This window comes from Pseudomonas sp. BF-R-19 (genome assembly GCF_019956445.1).
GTDB classification, from domain to species: Bacteria; Pseudomonadota; Gammaproteobacteria; order Pseudomonadales; family Pseudomonadaceae; genus Aquipseudomonas; species Aquipseudomonas fluorescens_BH.
In genome coordinates, this window is the sequence record NZ_JAHBDN010000034.1 from 102,389 (window position 1) to 116,327 (window position 13,939).

General features: G+C 62.3%; 10 protein-coding genes. 2 read left to right on the forward strand and 8 right to left on the reverse strand.

All coding sequences use genetic code 11. From position 1 onward, the window contains the following. The first annotated feature begins 33 nt into the window (after positions 1–33). A complete protein-coding gene (locus KGB28_RS05125; protein ID WP_223443007.1) occupies positions 34–1,251 on the forward strand; it encodes an amino acid deaminase in 1,218 nt (405 codons plus the stop codon). Between the two features lie 140 nt (positions 1,252–1,391). Next, positions 1,392–2,324: a sugar kinase gene (locus tag KGB28_RS05130; RefSeq protein ID WP_223443010.1), complete on the forward strand. Its 933-nt coding sequence runs from the start codon at positions 1,392–1,394 to the stop codon at positions 2,322–2,324. A gap of 158 nt (positions 2,325–2,482) precedes the next feature. Here the strand turns inward: KGB28_RS05130 and KGB28_RS05135 are convergent, their stop codons facing one another. The 8 genes from KGB28_RS05135 to KGB28_RS05170 form a co-directional block, all read right to left on the reverse strand. Beyond that, positions 2,483–2,758: a peptidylprolyl isomerase gene (locus tag KGB28_RS05135; protein ID WP_007898282.1), complete on the reverse strand. Its 276-nt coding sequence runs from the start codon at positions 2,756–2,758 to the stop codon at positions 2,483–2,485. A 79-nt stretch (positions 2,759–2,837) separates the two neighbouring features. After that, positions 2,838–5,375 (reverse strand): PAS domain-containing sensor histidine kinase, encoded by a 2,538-nt coding sequence (locus KGB28_RS05140; protein WP_223443013.1) that lies wholly within the window; start codon positions 5,373–5,375, stop codon positions 2,838–2,840. Between the two features lie 210 nt (positions 5,376–5,585). Then, positions 5,586–7,541: an acetoacetate--CoA ligase gene (locus KGB28_RS05145; RefSeq protein ID WP_223443016.1), complete on the reverse strand. Its 1,956-nt coding sequence runs from the start codon at positions 7,539–7,541 to the stop codon at positions 5,586–5,588. Positions 7,542–7,659: 118 nt separating this feature from the next. Further along, the gene (locus KGB28_RS05150) at positions 7,660–8,433 is read right to left on the reverse strand and encodes a 3-hydroxybutyrate dehydrogenase (protein WP_223443019.1); all 774 of its coding nucleotides are present in this window, start codon (positions 8,431–8,433) and stop codon (positions 7,660–7,662) included. 7 nt (positions 8,434–8,440) lie between these two features. Then, positions 8,441–9,832, reverse strand: coding sequence for a GntP family permease (locus KGB28_RS05155; protein WP_150723644.1), 1,392 nt, complete (start codon positions 9,830–9,832; stop codon positions 8,441–8,443). A 286-nt stretch (positions 9,833–10,118) separates the two neighbouring features. Continuing rightward, entirely contained in the window at positions 10,119–11,534 is a 1,416-nt protein-coding gene (locus KGB28_RS05160; RefSeq protein ID WP_223443022.1) for a sigma-54 interaction domain-containing protein, read from the reverse strand. 140 nt (positions 11,535–11,674) lie between these two features. Continuing rightward, positions 11,675–13,252: an ABC transporter ATP-binding protein gene (locus tag KGB28_RS05165; protein ID WP_223443025.1), complete on the reverse strand. Its 1,578-nt coding sequence runs from the start codon at positions 13,250–13,252 to the stop codon at positions 11,675–11,677. A gap of 14 nt (positions 13,253–13,266) precedes the next feature. Continuing rightward, positions 13,267–13,939, reverse strand: a 673-nt coding sequence (locus KGB28_RS05170; protein WP_223443028.1) for an ABC transporter permease, incomplete at its 5' end; no start/stop codon positions are given.

Here is a 13,939-nt window from a genome sequence, read left to right on the forward strand (position 1 = left end):
CTGCCTGCGGCCGCGTGAACGAGGAGTTCGACCATGTCTTCTGCCCCCAATACTGCCGCCGTGGAAAAAGGCACCGCGCCCATTGGCTCCAGCCTGGTGCGTGACGTCAGCCTGCCCGCGTTGGTACTGCACCGCGAGGCGCTGGAACACAACATTCGCTGGATGCAGGCGTTCGTCAGCGACAGCGGAGCGGAACTGGCGCCCCATGGCAAAACCAGCATGACCCCGGCGCTGTTCCGGCGCCAACTGGACGCCGGTGCCTGGGGCATCACCCTGGCCAGCGCCACGCAAACCCGTGCGGCCTACGCCTATGGTGTGCGCCGGGTGCTGATGGCCAACCAGCTGGTAGGCACGCCGAACATGGCGTTGATCGCCGACCTGCTGGCCGACCCCACGTTCGACTTCTATTGCATGGTCGATCACCCGGACAACGTCGCCGACCTCGGCGCCTATTTCGCCTCTCGTGGCGTGCGCCTGAACGTGATGATCGAATACGGCGTGGTCGGTGGTCGTTGCGGTTGCCGTAGCGAGCAGGAAGTACTTGATCTGGCCAAGGCCATCGGCGCGCAACCGGCGCTGGCTCTGGCCGGGATCGAAGGTTACGAAGGCGTGATCCATGGCGATCATGCGGTGACCGGCATTCGCGATTTCGCCGCGTCACTGGTGCGCCTGGCGGTGCAGTTGCAGGACAGCGGAGCCTTCGCGATTGCCAAACCGATCATCACTGCGTCGGGTTCGGCCTGGTATGACCTGATTGCCGAGTCCTTCGAAGCACAGAACGCCGCTGGGCGTTTCCTCAGCGTGCTGCGTCCCGGCAGTTACGTAGCGCACGACCATGGCATCTACAAGGAAGCGCAGTGCTGCGTACTCGACCGTCGCAGCGACCTGCACGAAGGCCTGCGTCCGGCGCTGGAAGTGTGGGCGCACGTGCAGTCGCTGCCGGAGCCGGGGTTTGCGGTGATTGCCCTGGGCAAACGCGACGTGGCCTACGACGCGGGTTTACCGGTGCCGTTGCTGCGTTACAAGGCGGGCGTGGTGCCGGCCAAAGGCGATGATGTGAGTGCCTGCAAGGTGACCGCGGTGATGGACCAGCATGCGTTCATGAGCGTGGCGCCAGGGGTTGATCTGCGGGTGGGCGACATCATTTCGTTTGGTACCTCGCACCCGTGCCTGACGTTCGACAAGTGGCGTGTCGGCTGTCTGGTGGATGAGCAACTGAACGTCATCGAGACCATGGAAACCTGTTTCTAAGGCTTGAGACCGAGGCGCGGCTTTCGCGAGCAAGCCCGCTCCCACAGGGTTTTGTGTACACCGAAGATCCAATGTGGGAGCGGGCTTGCTCGCGAAGAGGCCCAACCGGACAACACAGAAACACCAGAGACCCCACAACAATGAACACCATCAACACCCTGGGCCCCAACACCCCACGCATCGCCCTGATCGGCGAATGCATGATCGAATTGCAGCATCGCGCCGACGGTAGCCTGCAACAAAGCTTCGGCGGCGACACCTTGAATACGGCGGTGTACCTGTCCCGGGAACTGGCAGAGGACGGCGCTGTGGACTACGTCACCGCCCTGGGCGATGACAGTTTCAGTGACGCGATGTGCCAGAGCTGGGCGGCGGAAAATATCGGGCTCGGCATGGTTCAGCGCCTGCCCGGACGCCTGCCGGGTTTGTATTGCATCCAGACTGACGCCGCCGGTGAGCGACGCTTTCTGTACTGGCGCAACGAAGCGGCCGTCCGCGATTGCTTCACCACCCCGGCTGCCGCGCCGATCCTCGCTGCGCTGCCGGATTACGACGTGCTGTACTTCAGCGGCATCACCCTGGCGGTACTCGGCGTGCAAGGCCGAGAAAAACTGCTGGAAACCCTGATCGAAGCCCGCCAGCGCGATGCGCGGATCGTGTTCGACAACAACTACCGGCCACGGCTGTGGGCATCGGTCGAGGACGCCCGGGCGGCGTATCGCCGTGTGCTACCGCAGGTCGACCTGGCGTTGCTGACGGTGGATGACGAACAGGCGTTGTTTGGTTATGCCGATTGTGACGCGGTGTTTGCCGCGTATGAGCAGATCGGTACGCCGGAAGTGGTGCTCAAGCGCGGCGCCCAAGCGTGCCTGATTCGTTGTGATGGCGAGTCGTTCGAAGTTCCGGCGCTGAAGGTCGAGCGGGTGGTGGACACCACGGCGGCGGGGGATTCGTTCAGCGCGGCGTATCTGGCTTCGCGGCTCAAGGGCGGCAGCCCGGCGGACGCCGCCGAGGCCGGGCATCGGTTGGCGAGCCGGGTGATTCAGGTGCCTGGGGCGCTGATTTCAAGGTAAGCGGTGAATGGCCGCTGGCTGCGCCATCGGTTCGCGGGCAAGCCCGCTCCCACAGTGGTAGTCGGTGTGGTTGCAATCTATTGCAACTCACAAATCCCTGTGGGAGCGACGGTGCGGCGATCCGACTTGCCCGCGAAGAGGCCCGAAAGCCAACAGCATCAATCCCGGTAAAACACCTGCACCAGGTGATACCCGAACTTGCTCTTGATCGGCCCATGCACCACCCGCAGCGGTTTCTTGAAGATCACCGCATCGATCACGCCGACCATCTGCCCCGGCCGCACTTCACCGAGATCGCCGCCGCGCTTGCCCGATGGGCAGGTCGAGTACTTCTTGGCCAGCACATCGAACGCTTCGCCCTTGGCGATGCGTTGTTTGAGTTGCTCGGCTTCTTCCGAGGTTTTCACCAGGATATGGCGGGCTTGAGCTTTCATGTGGCGGTACCTTGCAACGGTGGTGGCTATGTGGGGTGGCTATGTGGGTGGCAGCGGGGGCGCGCGATTATGCCTCAACTCAGTCCGGTTGACTGATCATCGTGCGAATCTTGTTGGCCAGCAGGTCGATGGAAAACGGCTTGGCCACCATGTCCATGCCTTCTTCGAGGAAACCCTGGCGCTCGGCGGCGATCCCGGCATAACCGGTCATGAACAGCACTTTCAATTCGGGACGATGCTGGCGGGCGATTTCCGCCAGTTGGCGGCCGTTCATGCCTGGCAACCCGACGTCGGTCACCAGCAGGTCCACCCGCAGGTCCGACTCCAGCACCGGCAGGGCGCCCTTGGCATCTTCGGCTTCATGGGCGCGGTAACCGAGCTCCTTGAGCAGGTCCAGTACCAGCATGCGCACCGCCGCATCGTCTTCGACCAGCATTACGGTTTCTCCGGCAATCGCCGCCGGTGCCTCGCCGACGACGGGCGACAGGACTTGTTCCGGCTCGGTCGAATGCAGGCGCGGCAGGTACAGGCGCACGCTGGTGCCCCTTCCGGGCAGGCTGAACAGGCTGACGTGGCCCCCCGTTTGCTGGGCAAAACCGTAAATCATCGACAAGCCCAAACCGGTGCCCTGGCCGATGGGCTTGGTGGTGAAGAACGGGTCGAATGCCTTGGCCAGCACCGAGGGCGTCATACCGGTGCCGTTGTCGCTGACGGCAATCATCACGTAGTCGCCGGCCTTGACCGGTTCCAGGGTCGTGATGTCGCTGCCGTCGAGGTACACGTTGGCGGTTTCGATCTGCAACTCGCCGCCATCGGGCATGGCGTCCCGGGCGTTGATCACCAGGTTGAGCAAGGCGTTTTCCAGCTGGCTGACATCGGTGCTGACCCGCCAGATATTCTCGGCCAGTTGCAGTTCGAGCTCGATATGGTCGCCCTTGGTACGCCTGAACAAGTCTTCGAGCGAGTGAATCAACTCGTTGGGGTTGAGCGGCTTGCGGTTGAGCGACTGACGCCGGGAGAACGCCAGCAAGCGATGGGTGAGGGCGGCGGCACGGTTGGCCGAGGACACGGCCGCTTCGGTGAACCGGCCAATCTCGGCGGTGCGGCCGTCGGCAATGTAGCGCTGCATCAGGTCGAGGCTGCCGATGATGCCGGTGAGCATGTTGTTGAAGTCATGGGCGATGCCGCCGGTAAGCTGGCCGACCGCATCCATTTTCTGCGCATGGCGCAAGGCGTCTTCGGCACGCTCACGCTCGAACATCTCGTTTTGCAAACGCTCGTTGGCCTCGGCCAGTTGGCGGGTGCGGGCGGCAACCCGCTCCTCAAGGGTTTCGTTCAGGTTACGTAGGGCTTCCTCGGTCTTTTTGCGTTCGGTTTCGTCGATCACGAAGATGTAGAAACCGTTCACCGCGCCATCCGCGCCGTGGCGTGGCAGGTAATTCATCAAGGCCTGGCGGATGCTGCCGTCGCGGTGCGGCGTGCTGATGCTGAAACAGCAGGGCCGGCCGGACAGTGCTTCAGTGATGTACGGGGCGCGCAACGCATAGGCTTCTTCGCCAATCACTTCAAGAATGGTTCGCCCGTAAAGCTCTTGCGGCGTCAGCCCGTACCAGTCCAGGTATGCCGCATTGTTCAGGCGAAAGCGTTCTTCGCGGTCGACGTAGCTGATCAGGATCGGCATGGCGTTGATGATCAGTTGCAGCTCGGTCTGGCTCTGGCGCAGGGCCTGTTCGGTGTGTTTGCGCTCGGTCAGGTCCAGGGCGGCGCCGAGGAAGCGCACCGGCCGGCCGTGGTGATCCTTGTAGCAGCGACCGCGGGCAAATACCCAGCGCATCTGGCCGTCGGTTTGCAGCAGGCGATACTCCTCGGCGTATTCGCTGCCGTGGGTGATGCAATGCTTGATGCTGCGGGCGATCAGGGCGCGGTCTTCGGGGTGTACGCCGTGCAGGTACTCACTGATCGGCAATTGACTGGCCATGGCCGGGTCGATGCCGTGCAACTGGGCAAAGTGCGCATCGGCGATGAAACGGTCCTCGCTGATGTCCCAGTCCCAGGTGCCGACCGCATCGGTGGCGGCGAGGGCCAGTTGCAGGCGTTCCTCGGTTTCACGCTGGGCCTTGAGGCTGGCCGCCGAGCGCTGTTCGAGTTCAAGGGCAATGCGCCGGCGTTCGTTGGTTTCGATGGCGGTGACCAGGATCCCGGCCACCTCGGCACCTTCATCGCGGATCGGGCTGTAGGTCAGGTCGAGCCAGAAGTCGGATTCCCGGTCCCCGCGTTGCAGGGTAAAGCGCTGCTCGCTGTAGGTTCGTACCTGACCTTGCAGGACGGCGCGGTAGATCGGGTCGGTAAAGTCTTGCAACTCTGGCCAGATCAGGTGTGCCGGTTGTCCGAAAGCGTGTGGATGTTTGCTTCCGGCGAGCAGGGCGAAGCCGTCGTTATAGATCTGCGTCAGCTGCGGGCCCCATAGCAGCAGCATCGGCATCGGTGAGTGAATGACGATGTCCACGGCGGTTCGCAGGCTTTGTGGCCAAGTGCTGGCAGCGCCCAGCGGGCTGCTTGCCCAGTCGATTCGGGCGATCAAGGCCTGGGCATCGCTGGCGGTTGGTGTTGCGTTCATCTGGGAGTCCTGCACATGAGTCGCTTTGGCTGACGTCTATTCTTGCACAGGTGGTTGAAGCTGGAGGATTCGTCGGCGCGAGTGGTTCAGTGACACAGATTCCTGTGGGAGCGGGCTTGCTCGCGAAGAGGCCATCACATTCAGTAGCTCCGTTGACTGATCTGACGCTTTCGCGAGCAAGCCCGCTCCCACAGGGTTTTGCGTGGTGCTTCAAGATTTGAGTTCGGGCCGGTCACGAAATTGCTCCAGCGCTTCGGGATTGGCCAGGGCATCGGTGTTTTTCACCTTCTGCCCATGCACCACATTGCGTACCGCCAACTCAACGACCTTGCCGCTGATGGTCCGGGGAATGTCAGTCACCGCGACAATCTTCGCCGGCACATGACGCGGCGTGGTGTTGGCGCGAATCGTCTCGCGGATCTGCTGTTGCAGCGCCTCGTCCAGTTCGAGCCCGTCGCGCAAACGTACGAACAGCACCACCCGCACATCATCCTGCCACTGCTGTCCGATGGCCACGCTGTCGAGCACCTGGGGGACTTTCTCCACCTGACGATAGATTTCCGCCGTGCCGATGCGTACGCCACCGGGATTGAGCACGGCATCGGAGCGACCGTGGATCATCATCCCGCCATGGGGTAGTTGTTCGGCGTAATCACCTTGGGCCCAGACGCCGGGGAACAGGCTGAAATAGGATTTGCGCAGTTTCTCGCCATCGGGATCGTTCCACAGGCCAATGGGCATCGCCGGGAAATGGCCGGTGCAGACCAGCTCGCCTTTTTCGCCGATCACCGGGTGCCCTTCGTCGTTCCACACTTCGACGGCCATGCCCAGGCTCCTGCCCATGATTTCGCCGCGCCGCACGGGCGACATCGGGTTGCCGTTGACGAAGCACGAGACGATGTCGGTGCCGCCGGACATCGAGGCCAGGCACACGTCAGCCTTGAAGTCGCGATAGACGAAGTCGTAACTGTGCGACGACAGTGCCGAGCCGGTGCAAAGCAACATCTTGAGGCTGCCCAGGTCATGACTTTCGCGGGGCTTGATACCGCTGCTTTCCAGGGTTGCGAGGTATTTGGGGCTGGTGCCGAAGACGCTGATGCGTTCGTCGTCGATCAGGTCGATCAAGCGTTGCGGTTCGGGTTGGAACGGCGAGCCGTCGTACAGCACCACGGAGCTGCCTGTCGCCAGCGCCGACACCAGCCAGTTCCACATCATCCAGCCGCAGGTGGTGTAGTAGAACAGCCGTTCACCGGGGCCGAGATCGCCATGCAGGCCGTGTTCCTTGACGTGTTGCAGCAACACACCGCCGGTGCTGTGGATGATGCACTTGGGCACGCCGGTGGTGCCGCTGGAGTAGAGGATGTACAGCGGGTGGGCGAAGGGCACGGGGACGAAGTCCGGTTCGCCGCCGGGGGTGTAGAAGTCGTCCCACAGCGTCACGTTGGCCTGGGTGTGGAATTCTTCTATGTGCGCCTGTGGCCGGGCGTATGGCACGATGATCAACTGCTGCAATGACGGCAGGCGCTGGAGGATTTCGTTGACCTTGGCGGTCTGGTCGATCTCTTTGCCGGCATAGCGATAGCCGGCGCAGGTCACCAACACTTTCGGTTCGATCTGGCCGAAACGGTCAACCACCCCTTGGGTGCCGAAGTCCGGTGAGGAGCAGGACCAGATAGCGCCAAGGCTGGTGGTGGCGAGCATGGCCACCAGGGTTTGCCAGGTGTTGGGCATGCAGGCGGCGACACGGTCACCCACACCGACGCCAGCGGCGATCAAGCCATTCTGAAAACCGGCGACCTGTTCGGCCAGTTCGGCCCAGGTCACGTGTTCACGTTGACCGTTTTCGCCAACGGCTACCACGGCGATCGCGTCATCGCGACGCTGTAGCAGGTGTTCGGCAAAGTTCAGCGTTGCGCCGGGGAACCACTGGGCGCTCGGCATCTGCGGGCCTTCGAGCAGCACGGCGTCCGGTTGCTCGTGGAAGCGGATGTCGAAGAAGTCGACGATGGCCTGCCAGAAGTCGGGGCGTTGCTCGATGGACCATTGGTGCAGGGCAGGGTAGTCGTCGATCTTGAGGTGGTGCCGCTGATTGATGAAGCGCCGAAAGGCCTCCATGCGGGTCTTGCCAATGCGTTTGGCGTCGGGTTGCCAGAGGATGTCGGACATGGTTTGCCTCTTCTTATGCCTTTAGATCCATTCGCGGCCAAGCTCGCTCCCACAGGCATCACAGAACCTGTGGGAGCGAGCTTGGCCGCGATGAACGATAACGCGGTCTAGCAGATGATCACTGCGCCAACCACCCACCATCAACATTCCACGCCGCGCCCCGCACCTGGCTGCCGGCTTCACTGCACAGGAACAGCACCAGTTCACCCAGTTGCGGCGGTGTCACGAATTCCAGCGATGGCTGCTTTTCAGCGAGCAGATCATGCTGCGCCTGCTGCGGGTCAACCCCACGGGCGGCACGATCATCAATCTGCTTTTGCACCAGCGGCGTCAATACCCAGCCTGGGCAGATCGCGTTGCAGGTGATCTGGGTAGTCGCGGTTTCCAGTGCGACTACCTTGGTCAAGCCGATCACCCCGTGCTTGGCGGCGACATAGGCTGACTTGCCCACAGAACCGACCAGGCCATGCACCGAGGCAATGTTGATTACCCGACCCCAACCTTTGGCGCGCATGCCAGGCAGGCTCAAACGGGTGCTGTGAAACACCGACGACAGGTTGATGGCAATGATTGAATCCCAGCGCTCCACCGGGAACTCATCCACCGCAGCCACGTGTTGAATGCCAGCGTTGTTGACCAGAATGTCGACGCCGCCGAACTCGCGCTCGGCGTAGGCGATCATGTCGGCAATTTGTGCCGGATCGCTGACATCGGCCGGGTGATGGCCGACCTTGCCGCCGAACTGTTGCACCTGGGCGATCACTTGGGAGGCATCGCCGAAGCCGTTGAGGATCAGGTCGGCCCCGGCCTTGGCCAGGCTGAGGGCGATCCCCAGGCCGATGCCGCTGGTGGAACCGGTGACCAGTGCGGTCTTGCCCGAAAGAGTCGTCATGAATACCTCACACAATGCCAGTGGCGTAGAAGGTGCCGATCACCACGAAGACCGCCAGGGTCTTGATCAGCGTAATACAGAAAATGTCTTTGTAAGCCTCGCGGTGGGTCAGGCCGGTGACCGCCAGCAGGGTAATCACCGCGCCGTTGTGCGGCAGGGTGTCCATGCCGCCGCTGGCCATCGCGGCGACCCGGTGCAGCACTTCCAGGGGAATGTTCGCGGCATGGGCGGCGCTGATGAACTGCTCGGACATCGCCGCCAGCGCGATGCTCATGCCACCCGAGGCGGAACCGGTGATGCCGGCCAGCAGGGTCACGGTAATCGCTTCGTTGACCAGTGGGTTGGGAATGCTCTTGAGCCAGTCGGCCAACACCAGAAAACCGGGCAAGGATGCGATCACGGCACCGAAACCATATTCCGAGGCGGTGTTCATCGCCGCCAGCAACGCACCGCTGACCGCACTTTTACTGCCTTCGGCCAGCTTGCGGCTGATCGCCTTGTAGCCGAACGCCAGCACCATGAGGATGCCGACCAACAGCGCGGCCTGGACCGCCCAGATCGCCGTGAGCTTGGCGATTTCCGTGGTCACCGGCGCGGCCATGCCCGGAAGCGCGAGGCTGTGGGTCTTGCCGTACACCTGCGGAATCCAGTGGGTGAACAACAGGTTCATGATGCCCACCGCCAGCAGTGGCGACAGCGCCAGCCACGGGTTGGGCAGCTTGAGGTCGGCGGCGGTTTCCGGCTCGTTGCGCAGGTCCGAACCATAGCCTTCACCGGCACGCTGGGCCTTGTTGCGCTGACGCTGGAGAAACAGCATGCCGGCGCAGAACACGAAGATCGTGCCGATCACACCCAGCCACGGCGCCGCCCAGGCGGTGGTGTTGAAGAAGGTGCTGGGGATGATGTTCTGGATTTGTGGGGTGCCGGGCAGGGCGTCCATGGTGAACGAGAATGCGCCCAGGGCGATGGTCGCCGGGATCAGTCGCTTGGGGATGTTGCTCTGGCGGAACATTTCCGCGGCAAACGGATAGACCGCGAACACCACCACAAACAACGATACGCCGCCGTAGGTCAGCAGGGCGCAGACCAGCACGATCACCAGCATCGCCTGGCGGGTGCCGAGCAGGCGAATCGCCGCCGCGACGATGGAGCGCGAGAAACCGGACAATTCGATCAGCTTGCCGAACACCGCGCCGAGCAGGAACACCGGGAAATACAGTTTGATGAAGCCGACCATTTTTTCCATGAACACCCCGGTGAAGGCGGGGGCGACGGCAGACGGGTCAGTCAGCAGGACAGCGCCGAGGGCGGCAATCGGGGCAAAAAGGATAACGCTATAGCCACGGTAGGCAGCCAGCATCAGCAGCGCGAGGGCTGCCAAGGCAATGATCACACTCATGGTGTGTCTCCTGGGTTGTTATTTTTGTTGGGTGAAGCCTGGTAGGAGAGGCGTATAGCGAGTTTTGTGCCATCTTGTTAACTTGTTGAAATATAAGGATATATTTGATTTTCATGGGTTTAATTCCAGTGCTTTGTCTCTAATTTGAGATTTTTGGCGATAGTGCTGGCCTCATCGCGAGCAAGCTCGCTCCCACAGGGGGGCGGAGTAGGTCGGGAGAACACGGTCTACTGTGGGAGCGAGCTTGCTCGCGATGGACTTTCTCTCAATGGAGATATATGTCTCTTTATGGAGACTCGGCAATCCCCAGCGCCACCATCTTCTTGTACAACGTCGACCGGCCCAGCCCCAGCCGCGCCGCCGCATCAATCACCTTGCCCCCGCATTGCGCGAGGGTGGTTTCGATCAATTGCCGGTCAAACCGCTCCCGTGCTGCACTGAACGTCTCATGGGCAAACGGTTCGATGGTCAAGGGCGCCACGCGTTCCACCGGCGTGAATGTGCCAATCGCCGCGCGGATATCCGCTGTCGTCAGGCGCAAGTCATCACTGAGCAACGCGGCCCGCTCCAGCACATTGCGCAGCTCCCGGATGTTCCCCGGCCAGGCGTGTTGGCCCAACAGTTCCAGGGCTTCGTGGTGCAGTTCATGCTGGCTGCGCAGTTCCTCGAGAATGGCTTCACTGAGCGCCGGCACGTCATCGAGGCGGTCGCGCAGGGGCGGAACCTGGATCGGCAGCACGTTGAGCCGGTAGTACAAGTCGGCGCGGAATTCGCCGCGCTTGATCGCCGCCTCAAGGTCTGTGGAGGTCGCGGCGATGACCCGCACATCGCTCTGGATCACTTCGTTGGAGCCCACCGGCTCGAATTCCTTTTCCTGCAGCACTCGCAGCAGTTTGCTTTGCAGGGGCAGCGGCATGTCGCCGATTTCGTCGAGGAACAGCGTGCCGCCCTGGGCGATCTGCAATTTGCCAGCACGGCCCTTGCGGTCGGCGCCGGTAAACGCGCCCGGGGCAGTGCCGAAGAACTCGGCTTCCAGTAACGATTCGGGAATCGCCGCGCTGTTGATACTGACAAATGCCTTGTGCGCGCGGGGCGAGGCATTGTGGATCGCCTGGGCCAGCAGTTCCTTGCCGGTGCCGGTTTCGCCGAGCAGCAGCACCGGCGATTCGGTACTCGCACTGCGCCGGGCACGGCGTTTGACTTCCAGGCTGGCGGCGCTGGTGCCGATGAAATGGGCGAAGTTGTATTTGGTCTGCCGCGCCCGCAGCAGCGAGCGGGTGGAGGCCAGTTCCTCCAGCATGCTCATGTAGCGCTTGAGCATCGGCGACAGGCTGCGCAATTCGTCGAACAGGGCGAACCCGATGGCGCCGATCACCTCGCCGGCATCGTCGTGAATCGGCAGGCGCATGACCACCAGCGGCTCTTTGGGGGTGTCTTGCATATCCAGCAAAATCGGCCGGCCGGTGCGCACCACCTCACGCAGCAGGCTGCCGGGGATCACGCTTTCGCAGGGCTTGCCGATTGCCACTTCGGCCGATTGCAGGCCGAAGCGCCGGGCATAGCGTTCATTCATCCAGACGATGTTGGCATCGCGGTCGACAATCACCGTGCCTTCACTCGATTGCTCGATGATTTCGAACAATGAACGGATCGCCAGCAAGCGAACGCGCTGGTAGTCCTTGAGGCTTTCGGTGGTGTTCATGGGGACTGATCCTGATTATGTATTGCCTGTGACGGCCTCTTCGCGAGCAAGCCCGCTCCCACAGTTGATCTGTGTCGTTCACAAATCCCCTGTGGGAGCGGGCTTGCTCGCGAAGGCCGCGCCGCGGTCCAACGGCAGGATTATGCCTGCCCCAACATCGCCGCGGCCAACAGCTCCTTGGTATACGGATGCTGCGGCGAATCAAACACCTCATGACTGGCACCGCGTTCCACCACTTTGCCGTCCTTGATCACGATCATGTCGTGGGCAAGGGCGCGCACCACTGCCAGATCATGGCTGATGAACAGATAAGTCAAACCGTATTTTTCCTGAAGCTGGCGGAGCAGGGCGACCACTTGTTTCTGCACCGTGCGGTCCAGCGCCGAGGTCGGTTCGTCGAGCAGGATCAGCGCCGGCTTCAGCACCAGCGCCCGGGCGATGGCGATGCGTTGACGCTGGCCGCCGGAGAACTCGTGGGGATAGCGATGGCGACTTTGCGGGTCGAGCCCGACTTCGCTCAGTGCCCGGATCACTTCGGCGTTGCACTCTTCAGCGCTCAACTGGCTGTGCACTTCCAGGCCTTCGCTGATGATCTGCGCGACCGACATTCGCGGGCTGAGGCTGCCAAAGGGGTCCTGGAACACCACCTGCATCTTCTTGCGCCACGGCCGTAGCTGTTTTTGCGTCAGGCCGTCCAGCGCCTGGCCTTGAAAGCGGATACCGCCTTCGGAATCGAGCAAACGCAGGATCGCCTGACCCAGGGTGGATTTGCCCGAACCGGACTCGCCGACGATGCCCAGGGTCTTGCCGCGCTGAATATTCAGGCTGATGCCATCGACAGCACGCAGCCAGGTCTTGCGCTGGAACAGGCCGCCACCGACGGGAAACCGTACCTGCAGGTTGTCCACCTCCAGTACGTTTTCGCGCTCGTCCCGGGGCAAGGCTTCACCTTCGGGTTCGGCGTGCAGCAATACGCAGCTGTAAGGGTGCCTGGGTTCGGTGAACAGGACTTCGCAAGGCGCCTGCTCGACGATTTCCCCAGCCTTCATCACGCACACGCGCTGGGCGATGCTGCGCACCAGATTGAGGTCGTGGCTGATCAGCAGCAGCGACATGCCCAGCCGCTGTTGCAGGGATTTGAGCAGCAGCAGGATCTTGCGCTGCACCGTCACATCCAGCGCGGTGGTCGGTTCGTCGGCAATCAACAGTTCCGGTTCGCAGGCCAGGGCCATGGCGATCATCACCCGCTGGCGCTGCCCGCCGGACAATTGATGGGGATAGGCCTTGAGGCGTTCCTCGGGTTTCTGGATGCCCACCAGGTGCAGCAATTCGAGGATCCGCGCTTGCGCCGCCTTGCCCGCCAGGCCGTTGTGCACCAGCAGCGTTTCGCCGATCTGTTTTTCGATGCTGTGCAGCGGGTTGAGGGAGGTCATCGGCTCCTGGAAGATCATCGCGATGCGATTGCCGCGCAGTTGTCGCAACTTGCCGGCATCGGCGCCCACCAGTTCCTGGCCGCGATAGCGGATGCTGCCCGTCGTCTCGGTATCGGTTTGTGGCAGCAATTGCAGGATCGAGTGGGCCGTCACCGACTTGCCCGAGCCCGATTCGCCCACCAGCGCCAGGCATTCGCCGGGGTGGATGTCCAGGCACAGATTGCGCACTACGGTCTGGCCGCTGAAGGCCACGCTGAGGTCACGGATTTCGATCAGGTTGGTCATCTCTACATTCCGAATCAAGATCGAGGATCAAAAGCGTCGCGCAGCGCTTCGCCAATGAACACCAGTAAAGAAAGAATCAGCGCCAGGGTGAAGAACGCCGTCAGCCCCAGCCACGGCGCTTGCAGGTTCTGCTTGCCCTGGCCGATCAGTTCGCCCAGGGAAGCGCTGCCCGCAGGCATGCCGAAGCCGAGGAAGTCCAGCGCCGTCAGGGTGGAAATCGCCCCGGTCAGAATGAACGGCAAGTAGCTCAAGGTCGCGTTCATGGCGTTGGGCAGAATGTGCCGCACGATGACCTTGCGGTCGGTCAGGCCCAGCGCGCGCGCGGCCTTGACGTATTCCAGGTTGCGTCCGCGCAGGAACTCGGCGCGCACCACGTCCACCAGGGCCAGCCATGAAAATAGCGCCATGATCCCCAGCAACCACCAGAAATTCGGCTCGACGAAGCCCGACAGGATGATCAGCAGGTACAGCACTGGCAACCCGGACCACACCTCCAGCAGACGCTGGCCGAGCAAATCCACCCAACCACCGTAATAGCCTTGCAGGGCCCCGGCAGCGATGCCGATCAAGGCACTGACAAAGGTCAGCATCAAGGCAAACAGGATCGACACCCGGGCGCCGAAGATCACCCGGGCCAGAACGTCCCGCGCCTGGTCGTCGGTGCCCAGCCAATTGACACTGGAGGGC

What these genes read in the sequence shown, in the direction of transcription:
- KGB28_RS05125 (WP_223443007.1), top strand. Translation starts at nt 34, where the DNA reads ATGTCTTCTGCCCCCAATACTGCCGCCGTGGAAAAAGGCACCGCGCCC.
- KGB28_RS05160 (WP_223443022.1), bottom strand. Translation starts at nt 11,534, where the DNA reads ATGAACACCACCGAAAGCCTCAAGGACTACCAGCGCGTTCGCTTGCTG.
- KGB28_RS05145 (WP_223443016.1), bottom strand. Translation starts at nt 7,541, where the DNA reads ATGTCCGACATCCTCTGGCAACCCGACGCCAAACGCATTGGCAAGACC.
- KGB28_RS05130 (WP_223443010.1), top strand. Translation starts at nt 1,392, where the DNA reads ATGAACACCATCAACACCCTGGGCCCCAACACCCCACGCATCGCCCTG.
- KGB28_RS05135 (WP_007898282.1), bottom strand. Translation starts at nt 2,758, where the DNA reads ATGAAAGCTCAAGCCCGCCATATCCTGGTGAAAACCTCGGAAGAAGCC.
- KGB28_RS05165 (WP_223443025.1), bottom strand. Translation starts at nt 13,252, where the DNA reads ATGACCAACCTGATCGAAATCCGTGACCTCAGCGTGGCCTTCAGCGGC.
- KGB28_RS05150 (WP_223443019.1), bottom strand. Translation starts at nt 8,433, where the DNA reads ATGACGACTCTTTCGGGCAAGACCGCACTGGTCACCGGTTCCACCAGC.
- KGB28_RS05140 (WP_223443013.1), bottom strand. Translation starts at nt 5,375, where the DNA reads ATGAACGCAACACCAACCGCCAGCGATGCCCAGGCCTTGATCGCCCGA.
- KGB28_RS05155 (WP_150723644.1), bottom strand. Translation starts at nt 9,832, where the DNA reads ATGAGTGTGATCATTGCCTTGGCAGCCCTCGCGCTGCTGATGCTGGCT.